Origin of the sequence: Rhizobium johnstonii 3841, assembly GCF_000009265.1 — a bacterium.
Classification (GTDB): Bacteria; Pseudomonadota; Alphaproteobacteria; order Rhizobiales; family Rhizobiaceae; genus Rhizobium; species Rhizobium acaciae.
In genome coordinates this window covers 542,161-562,242 of the sequence record NC_008378.1, presented here as the reverse complement: position 1 = coordinate 562,242, position 20,082 = coordinate 542,161, and the positions used below count along the sequence as shown (strand labels likewise).

Annotated in this window: 15 protein-coding genes; 8 read left to right on the top strand and 7 right to left on the bottom strand. The window is 61.2% G+C overall.

Annotation, left to right across the window (positions count from 1 at the left end; all coding sequences use genetic code 11):
* The first annotated feature begins 45 nt into the window (after positions 1-45).
* The 5 genes from RL_RS35480 to RL_RS35460 all read left to right on the top strand — a co-directional run bounded on the left by RL_RS35480 (position 46) and on the right by RL_RS35460 (position 6,289).
* Positions 46-1,047, top strand: coding sequence for an ABC transporter substrate-binding protein (locus tag RL_RS35480; protein ID WP_011649278.1), 1,002 nt, complete (start codon positions 46-48; stop codon positions 1,045-1,047).
* A 208-nt stretch (positions 1,048-1,255) separates the two neighbouring features.
* Positions 1,256-2,143, top strand: a complete 888-nt coding sequence (locus RL_RS35475) for an ABC transporter permease (RefSeq protein WP_011649277.1) — start codon at positions 1,256-1,258, stop codon at positions 2,141-2,143.
* Complete coding sequence (locus RL_RS35470) at positions 2,136-3,215, top strand: quaternary amine ABC transporter ATP-binding protein (protein WP_011649276.1); 1,080 nt, start codon at positions 2,136-2,138, stop codon at positions 3,213-3,215. Before RL_RS35475 ends, RL_RS35470 begins: the two co-directional genes overlap by 8 nt.
* Before the next feature lie 172 nt (positions 3,216-3,387).
* A complete protein-coding gene (locus RL_RS35465; protein ID WP_011649275.1) occupies positions 3,388-4,392 on the top strand; it encodes an Ldh family oxidoreductase in 1,005 nt (334 codons plus the stop codon).
* A gap of 895 nt (positions 4,393-5,287) precedes the next feature.
* The gene (locus tag RL_RS35460; protein WP_011649273.1) at positions 5,288-6,289 is read left to right on the top strand and encodes an AraC family transcriptional regulator; all 1,002 of its coding nucleotides are present in this window, start codon (positions 5,288-5,290) and stop codon (positions 6,287-6,289) included.
* Between the two features lie 27 nt (positions 6,290-6,316).
* Here the strand turns inward: RL_RS35460 and RL_RS35455 are convergent, their stop codons facing one another.
* The 7 genes from RL_RS35455 to RL_RS35425 all read right to left on the bottom strand — a co-directional run bounded on the left by RL_RS35455 (position 6,317) and on the right by RL_RS35425 (position 16,180).
* Positions 6,317-6,601: a hypothetical protein gene (locus RL_RS35455; RefSeq protein WP_011649272.1), complete on the bottom strand. Its 285-nt coding sequence runs from the start codon at positions 6,599-6,601 to the stop codon at positions 6,317-6,319.
* The gene (locus tag RL_RS35450; RefSeq protein WP_011649271.1) at positions 6,598-8,892 is read right to left on the bottom strand and encodes an FdhF/YdeP family oxidoreductase; all 2,295 of its coding nucleotides are present in this window, start codon (positions 8,890-8,892) and stop codon (positions 6,598-6,600) included. The genes RL_RS35455 and RL_RS35450 overlap by 4 nt, the downstream gene beginning before the upstream one ends.
* Positions 8,893-8,974: 82 nt before the next feature.
* The gene (locus tag RL_RS35445; RefSeq protein WP_011649270.1) at positions 8,975-10,903 is read right to left on the bottom strand and encodes a diguanylate cyclase; all 1,929 of its coding nucleotides are present in this window, start codon (positions 10,901-10,903) and stop codon (positions 8,975-8,977) included.
* Between the two features lie 199 nt (positions 10,904-11,102).
* Positions 11,103-12,542 (bottom strand): coniferyl aldehyde dehydrogenase, encoded by a 1,440-nt coding sequence (locus RL_RS35440; RefSeq protein WP_011649269.1) that lies wholly within the window; start codon positions 12,540-12,542, stop codon positions 11,103-11,105.
* A gap of 21 nt (positions 12,543-12,563) precedes the next feature.
* Positions 12,564-13,670 (bottom strand): NAD(P)-dependent alcohol dehydrogenase, encoded by a 1,107-nt coding sequence (locus RL_RS35435; RefSeq protein WP_011649268.1) that lies wholly within the window; start codon positions 13,668-13,670, stop codon positions 12,564-12,566.
* A gap of 56 nt (positions 13,671-13,726) precedes the next feature.
* Positions 13,727-14,551 carry a p-hydroxycinnamoyl CoA hydratase/lyase gene (locus RL_RS35430; RefSeq protein WP_011649267.1) on the bottom strand — a complete coding sequence of 275 codons (825 nt, stop codon included), beginning with the start codon at positions 14,549-14,551 and terminating at the stop codon, positions 13,727-13,729.
* A gap of 42 nt (positions 14,552-14,593) precedes the next feature.
* Entirely contained in the window at positions 14,594-16,180 is a 1,587-nt protein-coding gene (locus RL_RS35425; protein WP_041937012.1) for an AMP-binding protein, read from the bottom strand.
* Positions 16,181-16,382: 202 nt separating this feature from the next.
* Here RL_RS35425 and RL_RS35420 point away from each other — a divergent pair, with 202 nt between their 5' ends.
* From RL_RS35420 to RL_RS35410, 3 genes are all read left to right on the top strand, one after another.
* Positions 16,383-16,868, top strand: a complete 486-nt coding sequence (locus RL_RS35420) for a MarR family winged helix-turn-helix transcriptional regulator (protein ID WP_041937011.1) — start codon at positions 16,383-16,385, stop codon at positions 16,866-16,868.
* Between the two features lie 123 nt (positions 16,869-16,991).
* Positions 16,992-18,398, top strand: a complete 1,407-nt coding sequence (locus tag RL_RS35415) for an adenylate/guanylate cyclase domain-containing protein (RefSeq protein ID WP_011649264.1) — start codon at positions 16,992-16,994, stop codon at positions 18,396-18,398.
* 552 nt (positions 18,399-18,950) lie between these two features.
* The gene (locus RL_RS35410) at positions 18,951-20,081 is read left to right on the top strand and encodes a TRAP transporter substrate-binding protein (RefSeq protein WP_011649262.1); all 1,131 of its coding nucleotides are present in this window, start codon (positions 18,951-18,953) and stop codon (positions 20,079-20,081) included.
* Position 20,082 lies beyond the last annotated feature (1 nt).

The following is a 20,082-nucleotide window of genomic DNA, read 5'->3' as shown; positions in this document are numbered from 1 at the left end:
GGCGCCCCGCTCAGCAAAACCGGCCGCTAAACAGAGGGAACGAGAATGAAAAAACTATTCGCATCGACATGTCTGATGTTCGGCCTGATCGGCGGGGCATCTTTCGCCAGCGCCGCCGAATGCGGCACGGTGACCATCGCCAGCATGAACTGGCAGAGTGCGGAGGTTCTCTCCAACCTCGACAAGTTCATCCTGAACGAAGGTTATGGCTGCGAAGCGGAAATCACCGTCGGTGATACCGTTCCCACGATCACCTCCATGGCCGAAAAGGGCCAGCCGGATATCGCACCGGAGGCCTGGATCGACCTGCTGCCTGATGTCGTCAAGAAGGGAACGGAAGAAGGCCGGATCGTCCAGGTCGGCTCTCCGCTGCCCGATGGCGGCGTGCAGGGCTGGTGGATTCCCAAATATCTGGCCGACGCCCATCCCGACATCAAGACCATCGGCGACGTGCTGAAGCATCCGGAACTCTTCCCCGATCCTGAAGATTCCAAGAAGGGCGCCATCTACAACGGGCCGCAGGGCTGGGGCGGCACCGTCGTGACCACGCAGCTCTACAAGGCCTTCGAAGCCGACAAGGCCGGCTTCACCCTCGTCGATACCGGCTCGGCTGCTGGCCTCGATGGTTCGATCTCCAAGGCCTACGAACGCAAGGAAGGCTGGGCCGGCTACTACTGGGCGCCGACCGCGCTGCTCGGCAAGTATGAGATGGTCAAGCTGGAAGCCGGCGTTCCGAACGACGCCGCCGAATGGAAGCGCTGCAATACCGTTGCCGATTGCCCCGATCCGAAGCCGAATGCATGGCCGGTCGACAAGATCGTCACCCTGGTTGCAAAGCCTTTCTCGGAAAAGGTCGGCCCTGAAGTCATGGACTACCTGACGAAGCGCTCCTGGAGCAACGACACGGTCAACAAGCTGATGGCCTGGATGACCGACAACCAGGCGACCGGCGAGGACGGTGCCAAGCACTTCCTCAAAGAAAACAAGGACCTGTGGAGCAAGTGGGTTTCGCCTGAGGCAGCCACGAAGATCGAAGCTGCTCTCTAGAACAGGATGATTTTAGGCCTGTTCGGCCTAAAATCTGAATCCTGTTCTAAGTTGAATAGTGAGAGCATGATGTCGTCCGAAAACCGCTCACACTTTTCGGCATCATGCTCTAACGCCGACTATTGCGGTGCGCTTGATGCGCACCGCCTTTCGCTGCCGATAAAATCAAAAAGACTGCCACGGCTCTTTGAAGAAAAAGGGGAACCGAATGGAATGGTTTTATAAATTCCCGCATATGGATGACGACGCCCTTCGCAATCTGAAGAAGGCGATCGATGACGGTTTTCGCGCATTTACCCGCACCTATGGCGACGCGATCGAAAGCCTCTTCTCCCCGCTGCAGCATTTCCTGATCGCCGCCGACCGCTTCATGACGCAGACGCCGTGGCCGATCATTACGGCAATCATCCTTGTCATCGCATGGTTTGCCAGCCGCAGCCTGAAGGTCGTCCTCGGCTGTCTCGTTACACTGCTGCTGATCGGCTATTTCGACATGTGGGACGATACGATGCGGACGGTCTCGATGATCTTCGTCTGTACCGTGCTGTCCATCGCCATCGGCATTCCGATGGGGATATTGATGGCGCGTTCCGACCGGCTGCAGCGCATCATCAATCCGATCCTCGACGTCATGCAGACCATGCCGAGCTTCGTCTATCTGATCCCTGTCGTCATGCTGCTCGGCATCGGCAAGGTGCCGGGACTGATCGCCGTCGTCATCTACGCCATCCCGCCGATGATAAGGCTGACCGACCTCGGCATCCGCCTGGTCGACAAGGACGTGCTCGAGGCCGCCGATGCGTTCGGAACGTCGAGTTCGCAGAAGCTGTTCAAGGTCCAGCTGCCGCTGGCGCTTCCCACTATCATGGCCGGCATCAACCAGACCATCATGATGGCGCTCGCCATGGTCGTCGTCGCTTCGATGATCGGCGTCCAGGGTCTTGGCCAGCCGGTTCTGAAGGCCATCGCCAACCAGTACTTCACCCTGGGTATTTTCAACGGCCTTGCCATCGTCGGCATTGCCATCATCTTCGACCGGGTCAGCCAGGCGTATGGCAAGCGGCTCCAGAAGCATCGGGAGATCGTCCATGGCTGATCAACGTTTCGGCGGCATCAAGATCCGCCACCTCTACAAGATCTTCGGTCCCAATCCTGGCGCTCATGTCGATGCCGTCAAAAAAGGATTGTCGAAGACCGAGCTCAACGAAAAGCACGGCCACGTGCTCGGCCTGAAAGATATCAATGTCGAGATACCCTCGGGCCGCATCCAGGTCATCATGGGCCTTTCGGGTTCGGGCAAGTCGACGCTCATCCGCCACATCAACCGTCTGATCGATCCAACCGCCGGCGAAGTGCTTGTCGACGGCGTCGATGTGGTGAAAATGAACGAGACCGAATTGCGGACGTTTCGCCGGCACCAGACGGCAATGGTGTTTCAGAAGTTCGCGCTTCTGCCGCACCGGAATGTTCTCGACAATACCATCTTCGGCCGCGAAGTGCAGGGCATGGAGCGCTCGAAAGCCGTTGACGTTGCCATGGGCTGGCTGGAGCGGGTCGGCCTGAAGGGCTTCGAGAGCAAATATCCCAACCAGCTATCGGGCGGTATGCAGCAGCGCGTCGGGCTGGCACGAGCCCTCTCGAACGATGCGCCGGTTCTGCTGATGGACGAGGCCTATTCGGCGCTCGATCCGTTGATCCGCACCGATATGCAGACGGTCCTTCTCGACATTCAGAAGGAGATCAAGAAGACCATCGTCTTCATCACCCACGATCTTGACGAAGCCCTTCGGCTGGGCGACCAGATTGCGATCCTGCGCGATGGCGAAGTCATCCAGCAGGGCACCAGCCAGGACATCGTTCTGCGTCCGGCCGACGCCTACATCGCCAACTTCGTCAAGGAGGTCAATCGAGGCCGGGTCATCCAGGTCGATGCCATCATGACATCCTTGCATTCCGGTGCGGTGCCAGGCGGATTGACGATCGCATCCGGCACGACCGTCGAAGACGCCGTCCGGATCCTGGCATCGGCGGCGCACGACGATGCCAGGGTGGTTTCACCATCTGGGGAAGCACTGGGGCTTGTCACCTTCCGCCAGCTCGCGGGCGCGATGGTGAACTCGCAGGAGGTGGCCCCCCGACGCGACAGCGCCCTCTCGGTCGCACTTTGACGCTCCAAATGCGGCCGTCTTTCCGTTTTGTTGGCGACACCGATATCAGGCACGTCGCCATCTCCGGAACTGGGAAGTCGGCCGCCTGACGCCTGGGAATCACGATGTCAAAACTCTTCTCGCGTCTGTTTTCGCTGATCGGCCTGGGCGGACGAGCCGCATTGGAGCTGTGATGGCCGGGCAGAGGATAAGAATGCCGATCGGCGAGCTCCGCCACCTGGCGCTCGAAGCCTGCCTCGCCTGCGGCGGCAGCCCGGCCATGGCGAAGGCGCTCGTCGATGCGACGCTGTCGGCCGCCTGCTTCGGGCGCACTGAGCTCGGTTTTCCGCATTTCGTCGATTATCTCACCAGTCTGCGCGACGGGCGGATCAATGGAGACGCCAAGCCCCGCTTCAACCATGTGCTGCCGGCCCTGATCCAGGCCGATGCGGACGGCGGCATAGCGCAGCTCGGGTTTGACCTCATTTACGACGACTTCACGACGCGCGTGAAAACCTTCGGCATTTCAGTCTTCACGCAAAGAAACAGCTATACCGCCGGGGAATTGGGATATTACGTCCGGCGTCTCGCCCAGGACGGGTTGATATCCATCGCCGCCGCCAACGGACCGGCGTTGATGGCGGCGGCCGAGGGCGGGGAGCGCGTCTATTGCACCAATCCGCTCGCTTTCGGCCTGCCTCTGCCCGAACCCTTGCCGCCCCTCGTCATCGACCAGGCGACGAGTGCCACGGCCTTCGTAACTCTTGCCGAGGCGGCAAAGGAACAGTCGCCGATCGCTCACGGCATGGCCATCGACGAGACCGGCGCAATCACCACCGATCCGGTCAAGGCGATGCTCGGCGCTCTCCTGCCCTTCGGCGGCTATAAGGGCGCCAATATCGCCCTTATCGTCGAGATGCTTTCTGCGGGTCTTTCCGGTGCCGCGTGGTCGCTCGATGCCGGCCACTTTCTTTCGGGCGAACACCCGGTGAATGCGGGAATGACCGTGATCGCGCTATTCCCCATGGCCGCGGATTCGGATTTCCCGGAGCGCGCCAAGGCCCAATTGGAACGGCTGCGTTCCAAGGGAGTCCGCATCCCCGGAGACAGAGCGATGCCCGCGAGCGTCACGGAAACCGATAGCCTTGAAATCGATATAGGCGTGTTGGAAACGATCCGTCGCTTGCGCCTTCAGTAAGAAAATCATTACTCAACTCAAAGAACCGAATGCATCGTGCCCGGCGGCATCATGCCGAAGTTCCCATCGTTGGTGCGCATTGGGAAATTGAAGATCTCTATCCACTTTCCGCAGCTCGTTGCGCAAGACAGGCAGCTTTCAAGCAAGTGCTTACCTATACATTTTGCGCAAGGTCAGTCCAGACTGCGTCACGAAAAGCCGGTTGGCCGACAAAATCGGGACGTGACAATTGCTCCATAGCTGAGGAACAGTAAGATCAATCTCGACCAAGGCCATGATGGTTTGCGGTCCCAAAGCCAAGCCCGTCCATCCATCACCCCCAAAGGATGGAAGGGCTCGTACATACGCACTCCATCCCGTGCGTATGCCTGCATGCCTGTCTGCCTGCCGAAGGCCCTCTTTAAGCGGTCCACTAAGACCCTTCGGCAGGCGACTGCGCGGCTCTCAAATGGGGCATTCTCGACAAGCTCATGCGCATCTCGCCAGATCGCCGCGGTTGAACCTGTGGCGTGGCGGAGACAGCTGTAAAATCGCACCTTCAGCTTAATCGTTTTATCAGCGGGTTGTCGTCATCGCCGGCAGCGTGACGTCTTGCCAATGGCCGCGGGTTCTGTCAGTTCCTGATCTGGATGGGAACTAATGCATTCAACGGGTTGGTCTTTTTGACCTCTACCATGCCCGAATTCGGCCTGCATCAACTGGGACAAACCGCTGATCTCGATGCCGGTATCACGCGGAGATCGACCTGCTCCGCTACAAGCTGCTGCACTCTATACAACAATCGTCTAATATACATCCAAGGCCGCTCATCCGGCTCTGATGAAGCGCCGCGCGCTGGCCTGCGAGCGGTGGAGAAGGGTATGTCGAAACAACCACATCGAACAATGGGAGCAGGATGACGGAAAATAGCGCTGCGCCATTTTCATTTCGATTTAGCGGTTCGTCCTTCGACAACATGGTCGAAACGCTCGGGGGGGCTTTTGGCGCATTTGATGCAGAGCCTGTCGGCCGCGCCCAGGACTTCCATTGGGGATTGGATTTCTCGGTATGTGAAAAAGCCGTCCTACTCACCGGTTATCATGAGGCGGAGTTTCAGTTCAATATCGAGCCGACCGCCGATACGGCGGAGTATTTGTCGATCGTCGTGCCGCGCAGCGGCGGCATGGGGGTAACCTATGGATCGTCCCGCATCGCCGAGGCCGGGCAAGGAAAATTGCTTCTCTATAACAATTTCGAACCCAACAGCGTCATCATGCATGGGCAATCGAACGTCATCGACGAGTTGCTGATCAACTGGCCCGTCATCCTGCAGACGATCGGCCAGACGTTCGAGATGCCGTTCAGCGGCTCCCTCGACCTGCTGCCGGAACTGGATCTGTCCAAGCCTGAAGGCCGGTTGATCGGCAATCTCACGGAGACGATCATCTCAGGCATGCGCGACGATGGCCCCTTGCTGCAGTCGCCGATCGCCATGGCGCATATGACGCAGGCGCTCGCCGATCTGGTCGTGCGCCTGGTGCCGCACCGGCTGTCGCATTTCCTGCAGAATGGCCCGGCCCTGATCGCGCCCCGGCATGTCCGCCGAGCGATCGAATTCATGCACACCAATATCGATCAGCCGATCACCATGCCGAAGGTGGCCGAAGCGGCCGGCGTATCCAGCCGGGCGCTCGAAACCGGTTTTCGTGCGTTCAGAGGAACCTCTCCCGCCGCCTATCTGCTGACGCTTCGGCTACGTGCCGCGCGCCAGGAACTGCTCGATCCCGAAAGCAAGGAGACCATGAAGGCCGTCTGCCTCAAATGGGGCTTCTTTCATTTCGGCCGGTTTTCCGCAGTCTATAAAACCACATATGGAGAATACCCCTCCGACACCAGGAAGCGCGTGATCCGCCGCTAGCGGCCGTGGCCTGCGGCGCGGAGGTGTTTACGTCTCGTCCCGCGGCGGCAATGTGTAGTGCACTCTCATCGTCCTTGGATCCCGCTTCACGATCTGCAGCACGTCTTCGCGTTCCGCCAGGACGTTGAGTTCCCTGAGCACGAGAGAATGCGCGATCCCCAGTATGCGCGCAAAGGCGCGGCTGTCCCGGGCAATCCCCAGATCCGCGGCGACAAGGAGACCGGCCTGGATGGATGTCAGCCTGGTATCCCTGCCTTGCGCCGCAGCGACGAGGGCAAGAAAACGATCGACGTCGGACGCCTCTTCGCTCACGCGGCTTTTCGCAGGCGGAAGGAAACCATGATGGATTTCGAGGTGGGCGTATCGCTTTCCGTACCCGCGCTGCTAAGCGGCACGAGCACGTTCAGTTCGGGATAATAACCCGCGATGCTTCCTCGCGGAATGTCATAGGGCACAAAGCGGAAATTCTCAGCGATGCGCTCGATACCGTCATCATGCTCGCCGACCACGTCGACCCGGTCACCGGCCTCGGCATTCATCGCCTTCAGGTCGGCTGGATGAATGAAGATGACCTGCCGCTCCCCATAGACGCCGCGATATCGGTCATCGAGACCGTAGACCGTCGTATTGTATTGATCATGCGACCGGAACGTCTGCAGGGCGAAACGCCCTTCGCCCTTTCGCGCCCGCTGATGCACCGTCTCGTCGGGAAGCGCCTCCGAAGAGAATGATGCCTTGCCTGCCGGCGTATCCCACTCGCGATGGGCTGCCGTATTGCGCAGGTGGAAACCGCGCGGCTTGCGCAGGCGCGCATTGTAGTTTTCGAAGCCTGGAATGGTCGCCTCGATATGATCGCGGATGCGGTCGTGGTCGTCGGCGAGTTCTGCCCAGTCGACCACGGCGGAGCCGACCGTCGCCTGTGCAATGCCGGCGATGATGGCGACTTCCGAGAGGAGATGCGGTGAGGCCGGACGATTGATGCCGGCGGAACCATGCACCATGCTCATCGAATCCTCGACGCTCACGAGCTGGGAGTTGCCCGCCGCGTTTAGATCCATCTCGGTGCGCCCGAGGCACGGCAGGATGAAGGCCGTCTCGCCGGGCATGAGATGCGAATGATTGGGTTTGGTCGCGATGTGCACCGTCAGCTTCAGCCGCCGAAGCGCCTTTTCAACGAGTGCGCTGTCGGGCGTGGCGCGGGCGAAATTGCCGCCAAGCCCGATGAAGGCCTCGGCCGAGCCGTCGAGCATCGCGCCGATCGCGGCAAGGACATTGTGGCCATGTTCGCGGGGGACGGTGAAACGGAAATGCTTCTCCAGCGCATCGAGGAAATTGTCCGATGGCTTTTCGTTGATGCCGACGGTGCGGTCGCCCTGCACGTTGGAATGGCCGCGAACCGGGCAAAGGCCGGCACCCGGCCGGCCGATATTGCCGCGCAGGAACATGAAGTTGGCGATCTCGCGGATCGTCGAGACGGAATGCAGATGCTGGGTCACGCCCATCGCCCAGGTGCAGATGACCCGCTGGGCGCCGATATAGACATCGGCCGCCCGCTCGATCTCCTGCCGGCTCAGTCCCGACTGGTCCTCGATCTCAGCCCAGCTCGTCGCCTCGACGGCTGCCCGGTATTCCGCAAAACCCGCGCAATGTTCGGCGAGAAATGCATGGTCGAGAACGGAGGGCAGACCGGCAGCGACGGCTGCGTCTTCCGCGGCCAGCGCGGCCTTTGCCATCCCGCGCACCGCGGCCATGTCGCCGCCGAGCTGCGGTTGCAGATAAAGGCTGGCGATATCGGTCGAACCGCCGCGCAGCATCTCGACCTTGTCCTGCGGGTCGGAGAAGCGCTCGAGGCCGCGTTCGCGGATGGGATTGAAGACGACGACGCGCGCGCCGCGGATGGCCGCCCGGCGCAGGTCGCCGAGCATCCTCGGATGGTTGGTGCCCGGGTTCTGCCCGATCACGAAGATCGCATCAGCCTCTTCGAAATCCTCCAGCAACACGGTCCCCTTGCCGACCCCGATCGCCTGACGCATGGCGATGCCGCTCGCCTCGTGGCACATGTTGGAGCAGTCGGGAAAATTGTTGGTGCCGTAGACGCGTACGAACAGCTGGTACAGGAAGGCGGCCTCGTTGCTCGCCCGGCCCGACGTGTAGAATTCCGCCCGGTTGGGATTGTCGAGGCCCGTCAGAATGCTGCCGATCTCGGCAAAGGCATCCTCCCATGCGACCGGCAGGTAGCGGTCGCTCGCCGCATCGTAGCGCATCGGATGCGTGAGGCGGCCATTGAGTTCCAGTTCATAGTCCGTCAGCTGGCGAAGCTGCGATACAGTCTTTTCCGCGAAGAAGGCGGGCGTGGCCCGCTTCTCTGTCGCCTCCCAGGCGACGGCCTTCACGCCGTTCTCGCAGAACTCGAACGACGATCCGTGCTCCGGATCGCCCCAGGCGCAGCCCGGGCAATCGAAACCATCCGGCTGGTTCGCCTTCAGCATCGTCCGCGCCCCTGAAATCGGCATGCCGCTTTGCAGCAACCGCTTGCCGCAGCTCTTCAAAGCGCCCCAGCCGCCGGCTGCCGCCGATTTCTTACCAATGAATTTTGTGTCCATGCGCCCTGTATTGTCGAAGCGGGGAAAACATCAAGGGCGCACGCGCGATGGCTCGATAGGAAAAACCTATCAAGGATTCGATCTAACCGACGTCCTTCATGGAGTGCCGCTCCTCGGGCGAATGTGCCAGGATGCGATTGCGGCCCTGCGTCTTGGCGTCGTAGAGCGCGGCATCGGCCTCGATCAGGAGGCGGTTCGGGTTGAGCCTCAACGTGGCCCCCGTCGCGCAGGATATGCCGATGCTGGCGGTTACCCGTCCGAATTCGCTGCCCGTATGAACGATATTCTCCTGGCTGAGGAGACGCGCGAATTGCTCGGCAACGATCATTGCCCCTTTCGCACTGGTTGCAGGCAGCAGAACCACGAATTCCTCTCCGCCGTAGCGTGCGACGATGTCTGCCGGGCGGCTTACGGACTGGCGCAGACACTTACTGACGACACGCAGGCATTGGTCTCCGGCGGGATGACCATAGGTGTCGTTATAGGCCTTGAAGCGGTCGATATCGACCATCAGAAGGCTGAACGGCGTGTTTTTCCTGGCGCTGCCGGCGGTCTCGCGGGCGAAAGCCTCGTCGAAGGCCCGGCGATTGACGATGCCGGTGAGCCCATCGGTCTCGGCGAGATTCCTCAGTTGCTCCGCCGACAGCCTGAGGGCGATTTCCGCCTGCTTGGTCGCCGTGATGTCCGAGACAACGGCCATCGCCGTGCCGTCTTCCGCAAGCCTTGTCCGGATGCTGCGCCAGTCGCCGTTGTGAAGCTGAACCTCTTCGTCCTTGTTGCTATGCAACGTCGCGCTAGCGGCCTTGATCCACTCCTCGCGGTCATTGTCCGGGATACCGGTGCGCTCGCCGGTTTCGGCAACACGGCGAAGGATGTCGCTGATATGCGCACCAACCACGCGAGCGTCCCCGGATAGCGGAAAGGCGGTGCGATACTGGTCGTTGCAAAAAACGAGGAAACCCTTGCTGTCGTACATGGCGATGCCATCGGACATGCCGGCCATCGCATGCGACAACAGGTTCTTGCTCTTGCGCAATTCCCGCTCCAGGGCAGTCCGCTCCGTCACGTCACGCGTGACGCCGGCAAGGCCGATCACCCGTCCCTGCCTATCCTTCAGCGGCACCTTGGAGGCGAGCAGGTATCTGTCTTCGATACGCTCGACGGAGTCGATCAGGGGCACCCCGGTGTCCATGACCTGCTGTTCGAGATAGTAAAATTCTTCGGCGCGCGGCCGCGATATAAGATTGAAATCCGACAATCCGGTCATCTCCGCCGTGGTTCTGAAACGAAAAAGGCGGCTCATATTTTCATTGACGGTGATGAACCGGCTGTTTCTGTCCTTCACGTAGAGATAGTCGGGCGACTGCGAAAACGCGGTCACCAAGATGCTCCGCTCCAGCTCCCATTGCTGCGTCTTCAACAGAACGAAACCACACAGCGCCGTCGCCAGGCAGTTCAATACCGTCATCGGCAGACCGATGATGGCCAATACGCGGGCGTGCACCAGTGTGGGAAGCACCGCCATCAATACGATAAGTGCAACGCCGAGCGCGAGGCTCAGCAGCGCAACGTCCATGAGCTCGGCAGATCTCCTCCGGATCCAGACATTGGCAGCCAGGCCAATCCCGGTTGCGACAGCAATTGCGATCAGGCCATCGATCATTGCCGTGCCGCCGACAGCAAAGCGGAAGACCATCGCCAGCGACGCGGCAAAAGCCGCTGCGATCGGTCCGCCAAACATGCCCGCCAAAGCAAGCGGCGAAAAGCGGATGTCGATATAGATGCCGGGATTGACTTCGACGGCCAGCAATATGGATCCGATGGAGGCGCCGCCGGCTATGATTCCGAAGGCGATTTTTTCCTGTGTGACCGAACGACTCTGAAATTGGATCGAGAAATGCGCCCAGAGCGAAATCGCCAGGCACACGAATGACAGGTTGCCACCGAATTGCGTCCAGATGCCATTCACTGCGTTGGATCCACCTTCCAATACATGTACCGAACCAATCATAGGGCAATACTGGTTTGAGCTTCGTTAAATCGCAGACCCGTCAGCCTATATTCGTCAGCAGTTGCGTCTCCAGGCTGGTCGCCAGCAACGCGACAACAGGAAAGCCGCGACCACTGCGACGATGAGGTAAAGGCCCCGCAGGGCCATCCAATGCCGCCAGCAGCCGCGGTTGCCGATGGCCCCGTCCGCCACTTCTCTCTTACTTGCAGATCGCTGCCGCCAAGAAGCCACGCATCGCATCGCCATAGGGCGGCCGCATCATGTATTCCGCTTCCACCATCCTGCTCTGGTGATAGACGGCGCGCGGGTGCGAGAAGGCGAGGAAGCCGAATTTGCCGTGATAGGCGCCCATGCCCGAATGGCCGACGCCGCCGAAGGGCAGGCCTTCCGCCGTGACGTGGCTCATGCAGTCGTTGACCGTCACCCCGCCGGAGGTCGTATTGTCGAGGACGCGGGCCTCCTCCTGCTGATCCTGGCTGAAGTAATAGAGAGCGAGCGGGCGCGGCCTGGCATTGATACGATCGATGACGTCGGCGATATCGCGATAGGGCACGACCGGCAGCACGGGTCCGAAGATTTCCTCCTGCAGCACGCGCATCTCTTCCGTCGGATCGAGGATCAGGGTCGGTGGCATGCGGTGCGCCGATTGCTGGGAGAAATTCTCCGCCGCCGGGTTGATCTCGACGATCCTCGCGCCCTTGGCCCTGGCATCGTCGATCAGGCCCTCTATGCGGGCGAGATGGCGGGCATTGACGATCGAGGTGTAATCGGGATTTTCCTGCAGCGCCGGATACATCGCGCCGACCGCCGCGACCGCGTGGCCGGCAAAGGCCTCGACGCTTTCCTCGGGCACATAGACATGGTCCGGCGCAAGGCAGATCTGGCCGGCGTTCAGCGTCTTGACGGTCATGACGCGGCGCGCCGCGTCGGCGAGGTCGGCCGAGCGGCCGACGATGACGGGCGACTTGCCGCCGAGCTCGAGCGTCAGCGGCGTCAGGTTATCCGCCGCCGCGCGCATGACGTGATGGGCGACCGCGGTTCCGCCGGTGAAGATCAGATGGTCGAAGGCAAGTGAAGTAAAGGCCGTGCCCGCCGACGGTCCGCCCTGAACGACAGCGATTTCGGTTTCGTCGAAGGCGCCGGCAATGAGTTCCGCCATCAAGGCGGCCGAGGCCGGCGTCACCTCCGACGGCTTGATCATGGCGCGGTTGCCGGCGGCAAGAATGCCGGCAAGCGGCGCCAGGGCGAGCTGATAAGGGAAATTCCACGGGCTGAGGATTCCGACAACCCCCTTCGGCTGATAGACCACTTCGGCCACCGCGTCCGGGAACAATGCCTCGTGCTGCTCGGGCTTCAGCCATTCGGCAAGATGGGCCTTGGCATATTTGAGCGAACCGACGCAGGTAAAGACATCGAGAAGCAGGCTCGCCTCGACGCTGCGGCTGCCGAAGTCCTCCGACAGGGCAGCGGCGATCGCATCCTTATGGTCGACGAGAAGAGCGATGACGCGGTCGATGCGATCGATGCGGGTGTCGATGCTTGGCGGCCCTTCCTTCAGGAAAGACGCCCTTTGCCGGTCAAGCAGCGCCTTCATGACATCGGGGCTGGTATCGGTGGCGATTGCGGTGATGGTGTTCATTGTTTCCTCCCTTGAACGGTGTCAGACGGCCGGCTGACGCACGACCGGTTTCAGCACGATGCCCTTTTCCGAATCCTCCACCGCCTGGTTGATGTCGGCGAAATCATAGAAGGTGATGAGCCTGTCGAAGGGGAAGCGGCCCTGCCGATGGAGGTCGATCAACAACGGGATCAAAACGTCGGGATTGGAATCGCCCTCGACGATGCCGCGGACCCGGCGTCCGCCGGACAGGATATGGGTGAGGTCGAGCGTCAGCGTCGCGCCATGGGGCGAGGCCCCGACGATTCCGCAGGTGCCGCGCGGCGCCAGCACCCGCACGCATTGGTCGATGACGGCCGGCACGCCGGAGGCATCGATCGAATAATCGACGCCGGCGCCGGTCAGCGCCATGATTGCGGCAACCGCGTCGCTCGCCTTGCCGTTGACGATGTCGGTCGCGCCGAGTTCCGCCGCAAGTGCCAGCCGCGTCTCGTTGACATCGACGGCGATGATCCGTGAAGCGCCGACGATCCGCGCCGCCATCACCGCGGCAAGGCCGACGGAGCCCATGCCGAAAACCGCGAGCACCTTTCCCGGCTCGACCTTCAGCGCGTTCATGACCGCGCCGGCGCCGGTCTGGATGCCGCAGGCGAGCGGCCCGAGCAACGCCAGATCGGCATCCTCAGGCACTTTCACGATATTGCGCTCATGGCACAGCGCGTGGCTGGCGAAGGAGGATTGCCCGAAAATATTGCCGTGAACCCGCACTCCCTCGCATGAGAGCCCGCTCGAACCATCGGCACGCGCACCGAAGAAGTTGCGCGGGAAGAATTCGTGGCAATAGGTCTCCTGGTGATCGTTGCAGCTCGGGCAATGACCGCAGGAATTGAAGGTCATGACCACGTGATCGCCGGGCTTGACCTTGGCAACGCCCGGCCCGACACGCTCGACGATGCCGGCGCCTTCATGACCGAGCACGACCGGCTGCGGCACCGGCAGGTGCTGGTCACGCATGACGATATCGGTGTGGCAAACCCCTGTCGCCACGACGCGAACCAGGATTTCACCCTCACGTGGCTCCTCCAGATCGAGCCTTTCCAGCGAAAACGGCGTATGGGGCGCACGCGCCACCGCGGCATGGATTTTCATTGCTTTACTCCTCCCGATGATCGGCTCGTGAACGGCCCGGCGAACCGGACCCGTGCTCAGCGGTCGCGCTGGTAGGCGCCGAGCCCCGGCTGATAGGTTTTGTCGTCGAGGAACTGTTTCAGCCCCTCGTCGCGCCCCTTGGTCTTGTCGAGAAACAGCATCTGCTCCAGCTTGGCGTAGATGTAATCGTCGGCGAGATCCCATGGCAGGTTGCGCACCCGCTTGTAGGTGTCCTTGGCGGCCTTCAGCGTCACCGGGTTCTTTTCGAGAAGGCTGGCGCAGATCTTGCGGACCCGGATTTCCAGCTCCGCCAGCGGCACCGCCTCGTTGACGAGACCCATTTCGGCGGCCTTGCGTCCGCCGAACAGTTCGCCGGTCATGATGTAATAGAGGGCGTCGCGATGGCGCATCACTTCGGCGACCGCGCGGGTGACATTGCCGCCCGGCAGAATGCCCCAGTTGATCTCGGAGAGGCCGAAATTTGCCTCCTCGGCGGCGATGGCGAGATCGCAGGAAACCAGCGGTGTGAATGCGCCGCCGAAGCACCAGCCGTTGACCATGGCGATCGTCGGCTTTTCGAAATACATCAGCCGGCCCCACCAGTTGCCGGACTGGCGCCGCGCCTTCAGCGTGACGTCACGCGGCTTGTCGTCATTGTCGCGGAAATATTCCTTCAGATCCATGCCGGCCGACCAGGATTCGCCGGCGCCGCGCAGGACGAGGACGCCGCAACGCTCGTCGCCCTCGAGCTCGTCAAGCACTTCGAGCATTCGGGCATTCAGCGCCGGATTCATCGCATTGCGCTTTTCCGGACGGTTGAGGGTCACGAAGGCGATGCCGCTGTCGAATTCGACCAGAACCGGCGATTTGTCTTCAGTCATGAGGTTACTCCATGGGTTTCGGCGTGATGCCGGGGGGCCGCTTCACAGGGCCTGTCGTTGAAGGGTTTCGTCGGAATGGAACTGGCGCAGGACATGTTTCTGCACCTTGCCGGAGGCGGTGCGGGGAATGGCCTCGACGAAGAGGATGCGCGCCGGACGCTTGAAGGCGGCGAGCCTTGCCGCGCAATGGCCGGCGATCTCATCGCCCGTTGCCGCAGCACCCGGCCGCAGCACGACATAGGCGACGCCGCATTCGCCCCATCGGATATCGGGAATGCCGACGACCGCCGCATCGAGGATATCGGGATGACTTGCGAGTGCTGCTTCGACCTCGGCGGGGTAAACATTCTCGCCGCCGCTGATGTACATGTCCTTCAGCCGGTCGACGATGCGATAGAAGCCGTTCGCTTCGCGTCGGCCGAGATCGCCGGTGCGGTACCAGCCGTCGGTGAAGGCGGCAGCGGTTTCCTCAGGCTTGTTCCAGTAGCCCGGCGTCACGGCCGGCCCGCGCAGCCAGAGTTCGCCGATCTCGCCTTCATCAACCTCGCGGCCGTCCTCGTCGACGATGCGAATGTCGAGCAACGGCGCCGGAAGACCGACGCTGCCGGGATTGTCCTGCACGGCGCGCCGGTCGATCGGCACGTGCAGCACCGTTCCGGCCTCGCTCATGCCGTAACCGTTGACCAGCGCAACGCCGTCATCGAGATAGCTTTCGATCAGCGCCTGCGTCAGCGGCGCGCCGCCGACGAAGAGCGCATGCAGGCCGGCCAGAGCCGCGGCGCTATAGGCTGGATCGTTGCGCAAGGCGAGCGCGATCTGCGGCACGGCGAAATAATGGGTGATGGCACGCTGACGGTCGGCAAGGGCTGCGAGTGTGCGCGCCGGGGTGAAGCGGTCGGAGACGACAAGCGTGCCGCCCAGCATCAATGTGGTACGCGCCACCGCGATCAGCCCGATCGTGTGGAAGAACGGCAGGTCGCAAAGCGCGACGGATCTCGGCCCGATCTCTCCGACGACGGAAAAGTTGATAGCGGCGAAAAAGGCGTTGCGGCGGGTGATAACGACGCCCTTCGGCTGCCCCGTCGTGCCCGAGGTGTAGAGAAGGACGCAGGGTCCATCGGCATCGGCGGGCACCGGAGCGGCCGGAAGGCTCGCTTCGATCCGCGCGGCGAACCCGGCCGGGCCGTCGGCCATCGATATCACCGCCATCTCGGGATCGGCGCCCGCAAGGTTGGCGACGGTTGCCGCGAACTCCTCGTCGTGAACGAGCAGAGCCGGCGCGCAATCGGCAAGGATCGGCCGAAGCTCGGCGGCGTTGAGGCGCCAGTTGAGCGGCACGTAGATGGCGCCGGCACGCTGGCAGGCAAAGGCAAGCACGATCGAATCTACGGAGTTGCGCGCCAGCATGGCGACACGCGCCCCGTCGCGGCGCGCTCCAAGCACATCGCTCAGCAAGCCCGCGCAGCAGGCGATCCGCGCATCGAGTTCGGCATAGGTGAGCTGCCGGCCGGTAGCGATCTCGAACAGAGCCGGACGGCCCGGTGCGACGCGGGCGCGGTAAAGGATCGGATCATCCGTCACCAGTCCGCAATCCGCCGACGAAGCCATCCCGGAAAAGGAATGCGCCATTTTCTCCTCCCATGCCCGCCGCTCCCCGCAGCAGGCATCAAATTCGTATGCAACACATACTAATATCTTTTCCCGGCAGGATGCAAGAGGCTGTTTAAGGCAAATCCGATCGCTCGAATGGCGCAGGGAAATCCGCAATACGGATATTGACTAACCCGCTGATTTTGATGGTTATGGCGCCTGGATGAGACGAGAACGAACGATGGCGACAAAATCACCGCGGGACGATTTCGAGGGCGAAGATGCGCCCGCGACGCCGGGCCTCGACGTCGGCCGGCTTGGCGACCTGCTGGGATTTCATCTGCGCATGGCGCATGTCGCAGTCTATCGCGACTTCGCCGAAACCATGGAGGAACTGGCGCTAACGCAGAAGCAGCTGGCGGTGATGGAACTTGTCTCCGGCAATCCGGGCGCATCGCAGATCGACCTTGCCAATACGCTCGGCACCGACCGGGCGACGATGATGGCCCTCGTCAACCGGCTGGCAGCCCGCGACCTGATCGAGCGCCGCCCCTCCGCGGCCGACCGCCGGCGCCAGGAACTTCATCTGACGAAGGCGGGACACGCAATGCTCGCGCGGGCGCGTGCGCTGATCGATAGGCACGAGCAGCGTTTCATCGACCTGTTTTCGCGCGACGAATTGGATGCGCTGCTGACGGCGCTGAAGCGGATATACAAGGGGAATTGAAACCCGCCTTCGCTTGGGAAGCAAGCAGCATCCAAGCCTTTAGATTTCTATTGGGTAACCCCCGTGTTATGATCCCCATCCTGGCGTTGTCCGCCGTGGGTTCTGCACACGGAGACTTGTCTCATGAGCGAAGTGGACGTCCTTTTTGCCTCCCTGCGACAGGCGGCTGACCCGCAGACGGTCGAGTGCATCGAAAACGTCGTCACGCATGGCTCGGATCGTGAACTCAATCGCATCAATGCGCTCGCTTTCGCCGATAAGCATGATCTCGACCAAGAGAAAACCATCGCCGCGTTTCTTCATGCAGCCCGCATAGGCGCATTCGAGATGACCTGGAATGTCCTTTGCCCGGGATGCGGCGGCGTCCTCGACAGCGGCGCAACCCTCAAAACCGTTGTCCACGAGACGTACCATTGCGCGCTCTGCGCCGCCGGATACGAACCGACCCTCGACGAGATGGTCGAGGTCACGTTCACGGTCAGCCCGCGCGTGCGCAGGATTGCCGGTCACGATCCTGATCGGTTGCCGCCGCTCGAGTACTACCGCCAGATCTTCTTCAGCACCGGGGTCGACCTGCCTGACGATCTCGAAGCAAGGTTTTCGCGCATCCAGCTGGAGATGATCGAGTTGGCTCCGGGCGAAAAGGCCTTCGTCTCCCTGCAACTGCCGGCGCAGTTCGTCATCATCTTCGATCCGGTGACACACTCGGCGCAGTTCATCGACGTGCAGGGTGAGCCCACCGACGAACGTCAAACCCTCTCGATGATCATCAGTCGGACGCATGCGCTGAACGAAACGCTGACCCTGCGTCCTGGCTCACTGCGGCTCACGCTTGAGAACCACACCGATCGCAGAGTGGTGCCGAACGTCTGCATCGCAGGAGAAGAGCTGCACGACCTGCTGGGCCGCAGGCGGCCTTTTCTGACAGCCAAGCGGCTGCTGACGAACCAGAGCTTCCGCGACATCTATCGGACCGACACACTCGACGTCGACCAGCGCCTCAAGATCACCAGCCTGACCTTCCTCTTCACCGACTTGAGGGGCTCGACCGCGCTTTACGAGCGCGTCGGAGATCTTGCCGCCTTCGATCTGGTGCGGGCGCATTTCCGGGTTCTTCACGAGATCGTCGCCACAGAGGCCGGAGCCGTCGTCAAGACCATAGGCGATGCCGTGATGGCCACCTTCCCGAGCCCGGACCGTGCGGTGGCGGCGGCACTCAAGATGCGGGAGGCGATGCTTCGGCTGAATGCCGAACACGGCAGCGACGACCTTCTCCTGAAGATCGGCATCCATGAGGGACCATGCCTCGCCGTCAACCTGAACGACCGGCAGGACTACTTCGGCCAAACCGTCAATATCGCTTCCCGCGTCCAGGGCCTTGCCGATCCCAATGTGATCATGACGACGGAGGCGATCGTCGAGGATGCCCAGGTTTCAGAGATCCTGCGCGACAGCGGCATCACATCGGCCTCCCGGATGGCGGAACTTCAGGGCATCGGGAGAGAGGTGAGGATTTTTGCACTGTCGTGAGCTTCGTCTGCTTTTTGACGTCAAGCCAACTTGAGCGGTTTCCGCTAAGGGGCCTTTTGTGGACTTTCATTGGGCAATCAGTGTTCGGCAGCTGCGCCTCTTCTCGGTCATAGAGGCAATTGTTGCCGCTCCCCGAAAGCGGCCATAGCATTGGTTTGACGAGACGACATCTGTGCGCCATGTGTGGACGTCGGCTCTCGTCGGCTTAATCGACTTGGAACGAAGGCGATCAAGAACGAGCACATAGTTCCAGTTCAGCACATGGCTCCAGTTCATCGTCGACGGGCGAAAGCAGCTTTTTCTTTCTAAGCTGGAGGTAGTCCGGACAACGCGGAGCAGCGGTACTGGGCCTTGGCCGTTGGACCACAGCCCCAAGCTGTCATCAACAACACTTGAACGTCTGTCAGAATTGCAAAAAGTGTGCATAATTGACAAATGAGAACAATCAGTTGTTGATACTGATCAGGAAGAGGTTGGGAGGCCTCTTGTTCAACTTAGCAGACTACCAGGAAATGCAGGGAGAATTCGACTACAATCCAGGGAGGAAGAACAATGACCAAAAAGGCAGTATCGCGTCGAGAGTTGCTGGGAGCATCTACGCTCGTTGGAGTAACCGCAGTTGGGGCTCTTGCCGCCCCGGCCGTGCTGGCCCAGGCACCCACCGTCATTAAAATGCAAACATCCTGGCCCGCGTCGGACATCTGGATGGATTTTGCCCGCCAGTACGTGCAACGGGTCGAACGAATGTCCGGCGGACGCCTGAAGTTCGAACTAATGCCTGCCGGTACGGTCGTCGGCGCGTTTCAGGTGCTCGACGGCGTCAACGATGGCGTGATCGACGCAGCCCACACCGTTCCGGTCTATTGGTACGGAAAGCACAAGGCAGCTTCCCTCTTCGGTACCGGGCCGGTATTTGGCGGCAGCGCAACCACCATGCTCGGATGGTTCCATCAAGGTGGCGGCAAGGATCTATACCGAGAACTCACCCAGGACATCATGGGGCTGAACCTTTACGGCTTCTATGGCTTCCCGATGCCCGCGCAGCCGTTCGGCTGGTTCAAGAACCAGGTCGCGACCGTGAACGACGTCAACGGCCTCAAATATCGCACGGTCGGGCTCGCCGCCGATCTCATGCAGAATATGGGCATGAGCGTCGCTCAACTTCCGGGCGGCGAGATCGTGCCGGCAATGGAGCGAGGCGTCATCGACGCCTTCGAGTTCAACAATCCCTCCTCTGACCTACGGTTTGGTTCGCAGGATGTCGCCAAAAACTACATGCTGTCGTCCTACCATCAAGCGAGCGAATCTTTCGAGTTCCTCTTCAACAAGGATGTGTTTGACGACCTTCCTGACGATCTGCAGGCGATCCTGGAATATGGCGTGGAGGCAGCAAGCACGGCGAATACAGCGTCCGCGATGGACAACTATTCAAGCGACCTTCGAAAACTCCAGGCCGAACATGGCGTGACCGTGCACCGCACTCCAAAGGAAATTCTGGATGCGCAACTGAAGGCCTGGGATGCGATCATCCCCACGCTGGAAGCGGATGCGTTCATGAAGAAGGTGCTCGACAGTCAGCGGCAGTGGGTGGAGAGGGTCGTGTACTACGAATTGATGAATTCCGCCGATCTCGCACTCGCCTATGAGCACTATTTCCCCGGAAAATTGAACCTCGGAAAATAGA

Excerpts from the sequence above, each read along its gene's own strand:
- RL_RS35450 (WP_011649271.1), bottom strand. The coding sequence starts at position 8,892 with ATGGACACAAAATTCATTGGTAAGAAATCGGCGGCAGCCGGCGGCTGG.
- RL_RS35435 (WP_011649268.1), bottom strand. The coding sequence starts at position 13,670 with ATGAAAATCCATGCCGCGGTGGCGCGTGCGCCCCATACGCCGTTTTCG.
- RL_RS35480 (WP_011649278.1), top strand. The coding sequence starts at position 46 with ATGAAAAAACTATTCGCATCGACATGTCTGATGTTCGGCCTGATCGGC.
- RL_RS35440 (WP_011649269.1), bottom strand. The coding sequence starts at position 12,542 with ATGAACACCATCACCGCAATCGCCACCGATACCAGCCCCGATGTCATG.
- RL_RS35475 (WP_011649277.1), top strand. The coding sequence starts at position 1,256 with ATGGAATGGTTTTATAAATTCCCGCATATGGATGACGACGCCCTTCGC.
- RL_RS35460 (WP_011649273.1), top strand. The coding sequence starts at position 5,288 with ATGACGGAAAATAGCGCTGCGCCATTTTCATTTCGATTTAGCGGTTCG.
- RL_RS35430 (WP_011649267.1), bottom strand. The coding sequence starts at position 14,551 with ATGACTGAAGACAAATCGCCGGTTCTGGTCGAATTCGACAGCGGCATC.
- RL_RS35470 (WP_011649276.1), top strand. The coding sequence starts at position 2,136 with ATGGCTGATCAACGTTTCGGCGGCATCAAGATCCGCCACCTCTACAAG.
- RL_RS35410 (WP_011649262.1), top strand. The coding sequence starts at position 18,951 with ATGACCAAAAAGGCAGTATCGCGTCGAGAGTTGCTGGGAGCATCTACG.
- RL_RS35415 (WP_011649264.1), top strand. The coding sequence starts at position 16,992 with ATGAGCGAAGTGGACGTCCTTTTTGCCTCCCTGCGACAGGCGGCTGAC.
- RL_RS35445 (WP_011649270.1), bottom strand. The coding sequence starts at position 10,903 with ATGATTGGTTCGGTACATGTATTGGAAGGTGGATCCAACGCAGTGAAT.
- RL_RS35465 (WP_011649275.1), top strand. The coding sequence starts at position 3,388 with ATGGCCGGGCAGAGGATAAGAATGCCGATCGGCGAGCTCCGCCACCTG.
- RL_RS35420 (WP_041937011.1), top strand. The coding sequence starts at position 16,383 with ATGGCGACAAAATCACCGCGGGACGATTTCGAGGGCGAAGATGCGCCC.
- RL_RS35425 (WP_041937012.1), bottom strand. The coding sequence starts at position 16,180 with ATGGCGCATTCCTTTTCCGGGATGGCTTCGTCGGCGGATTGCGGACTG.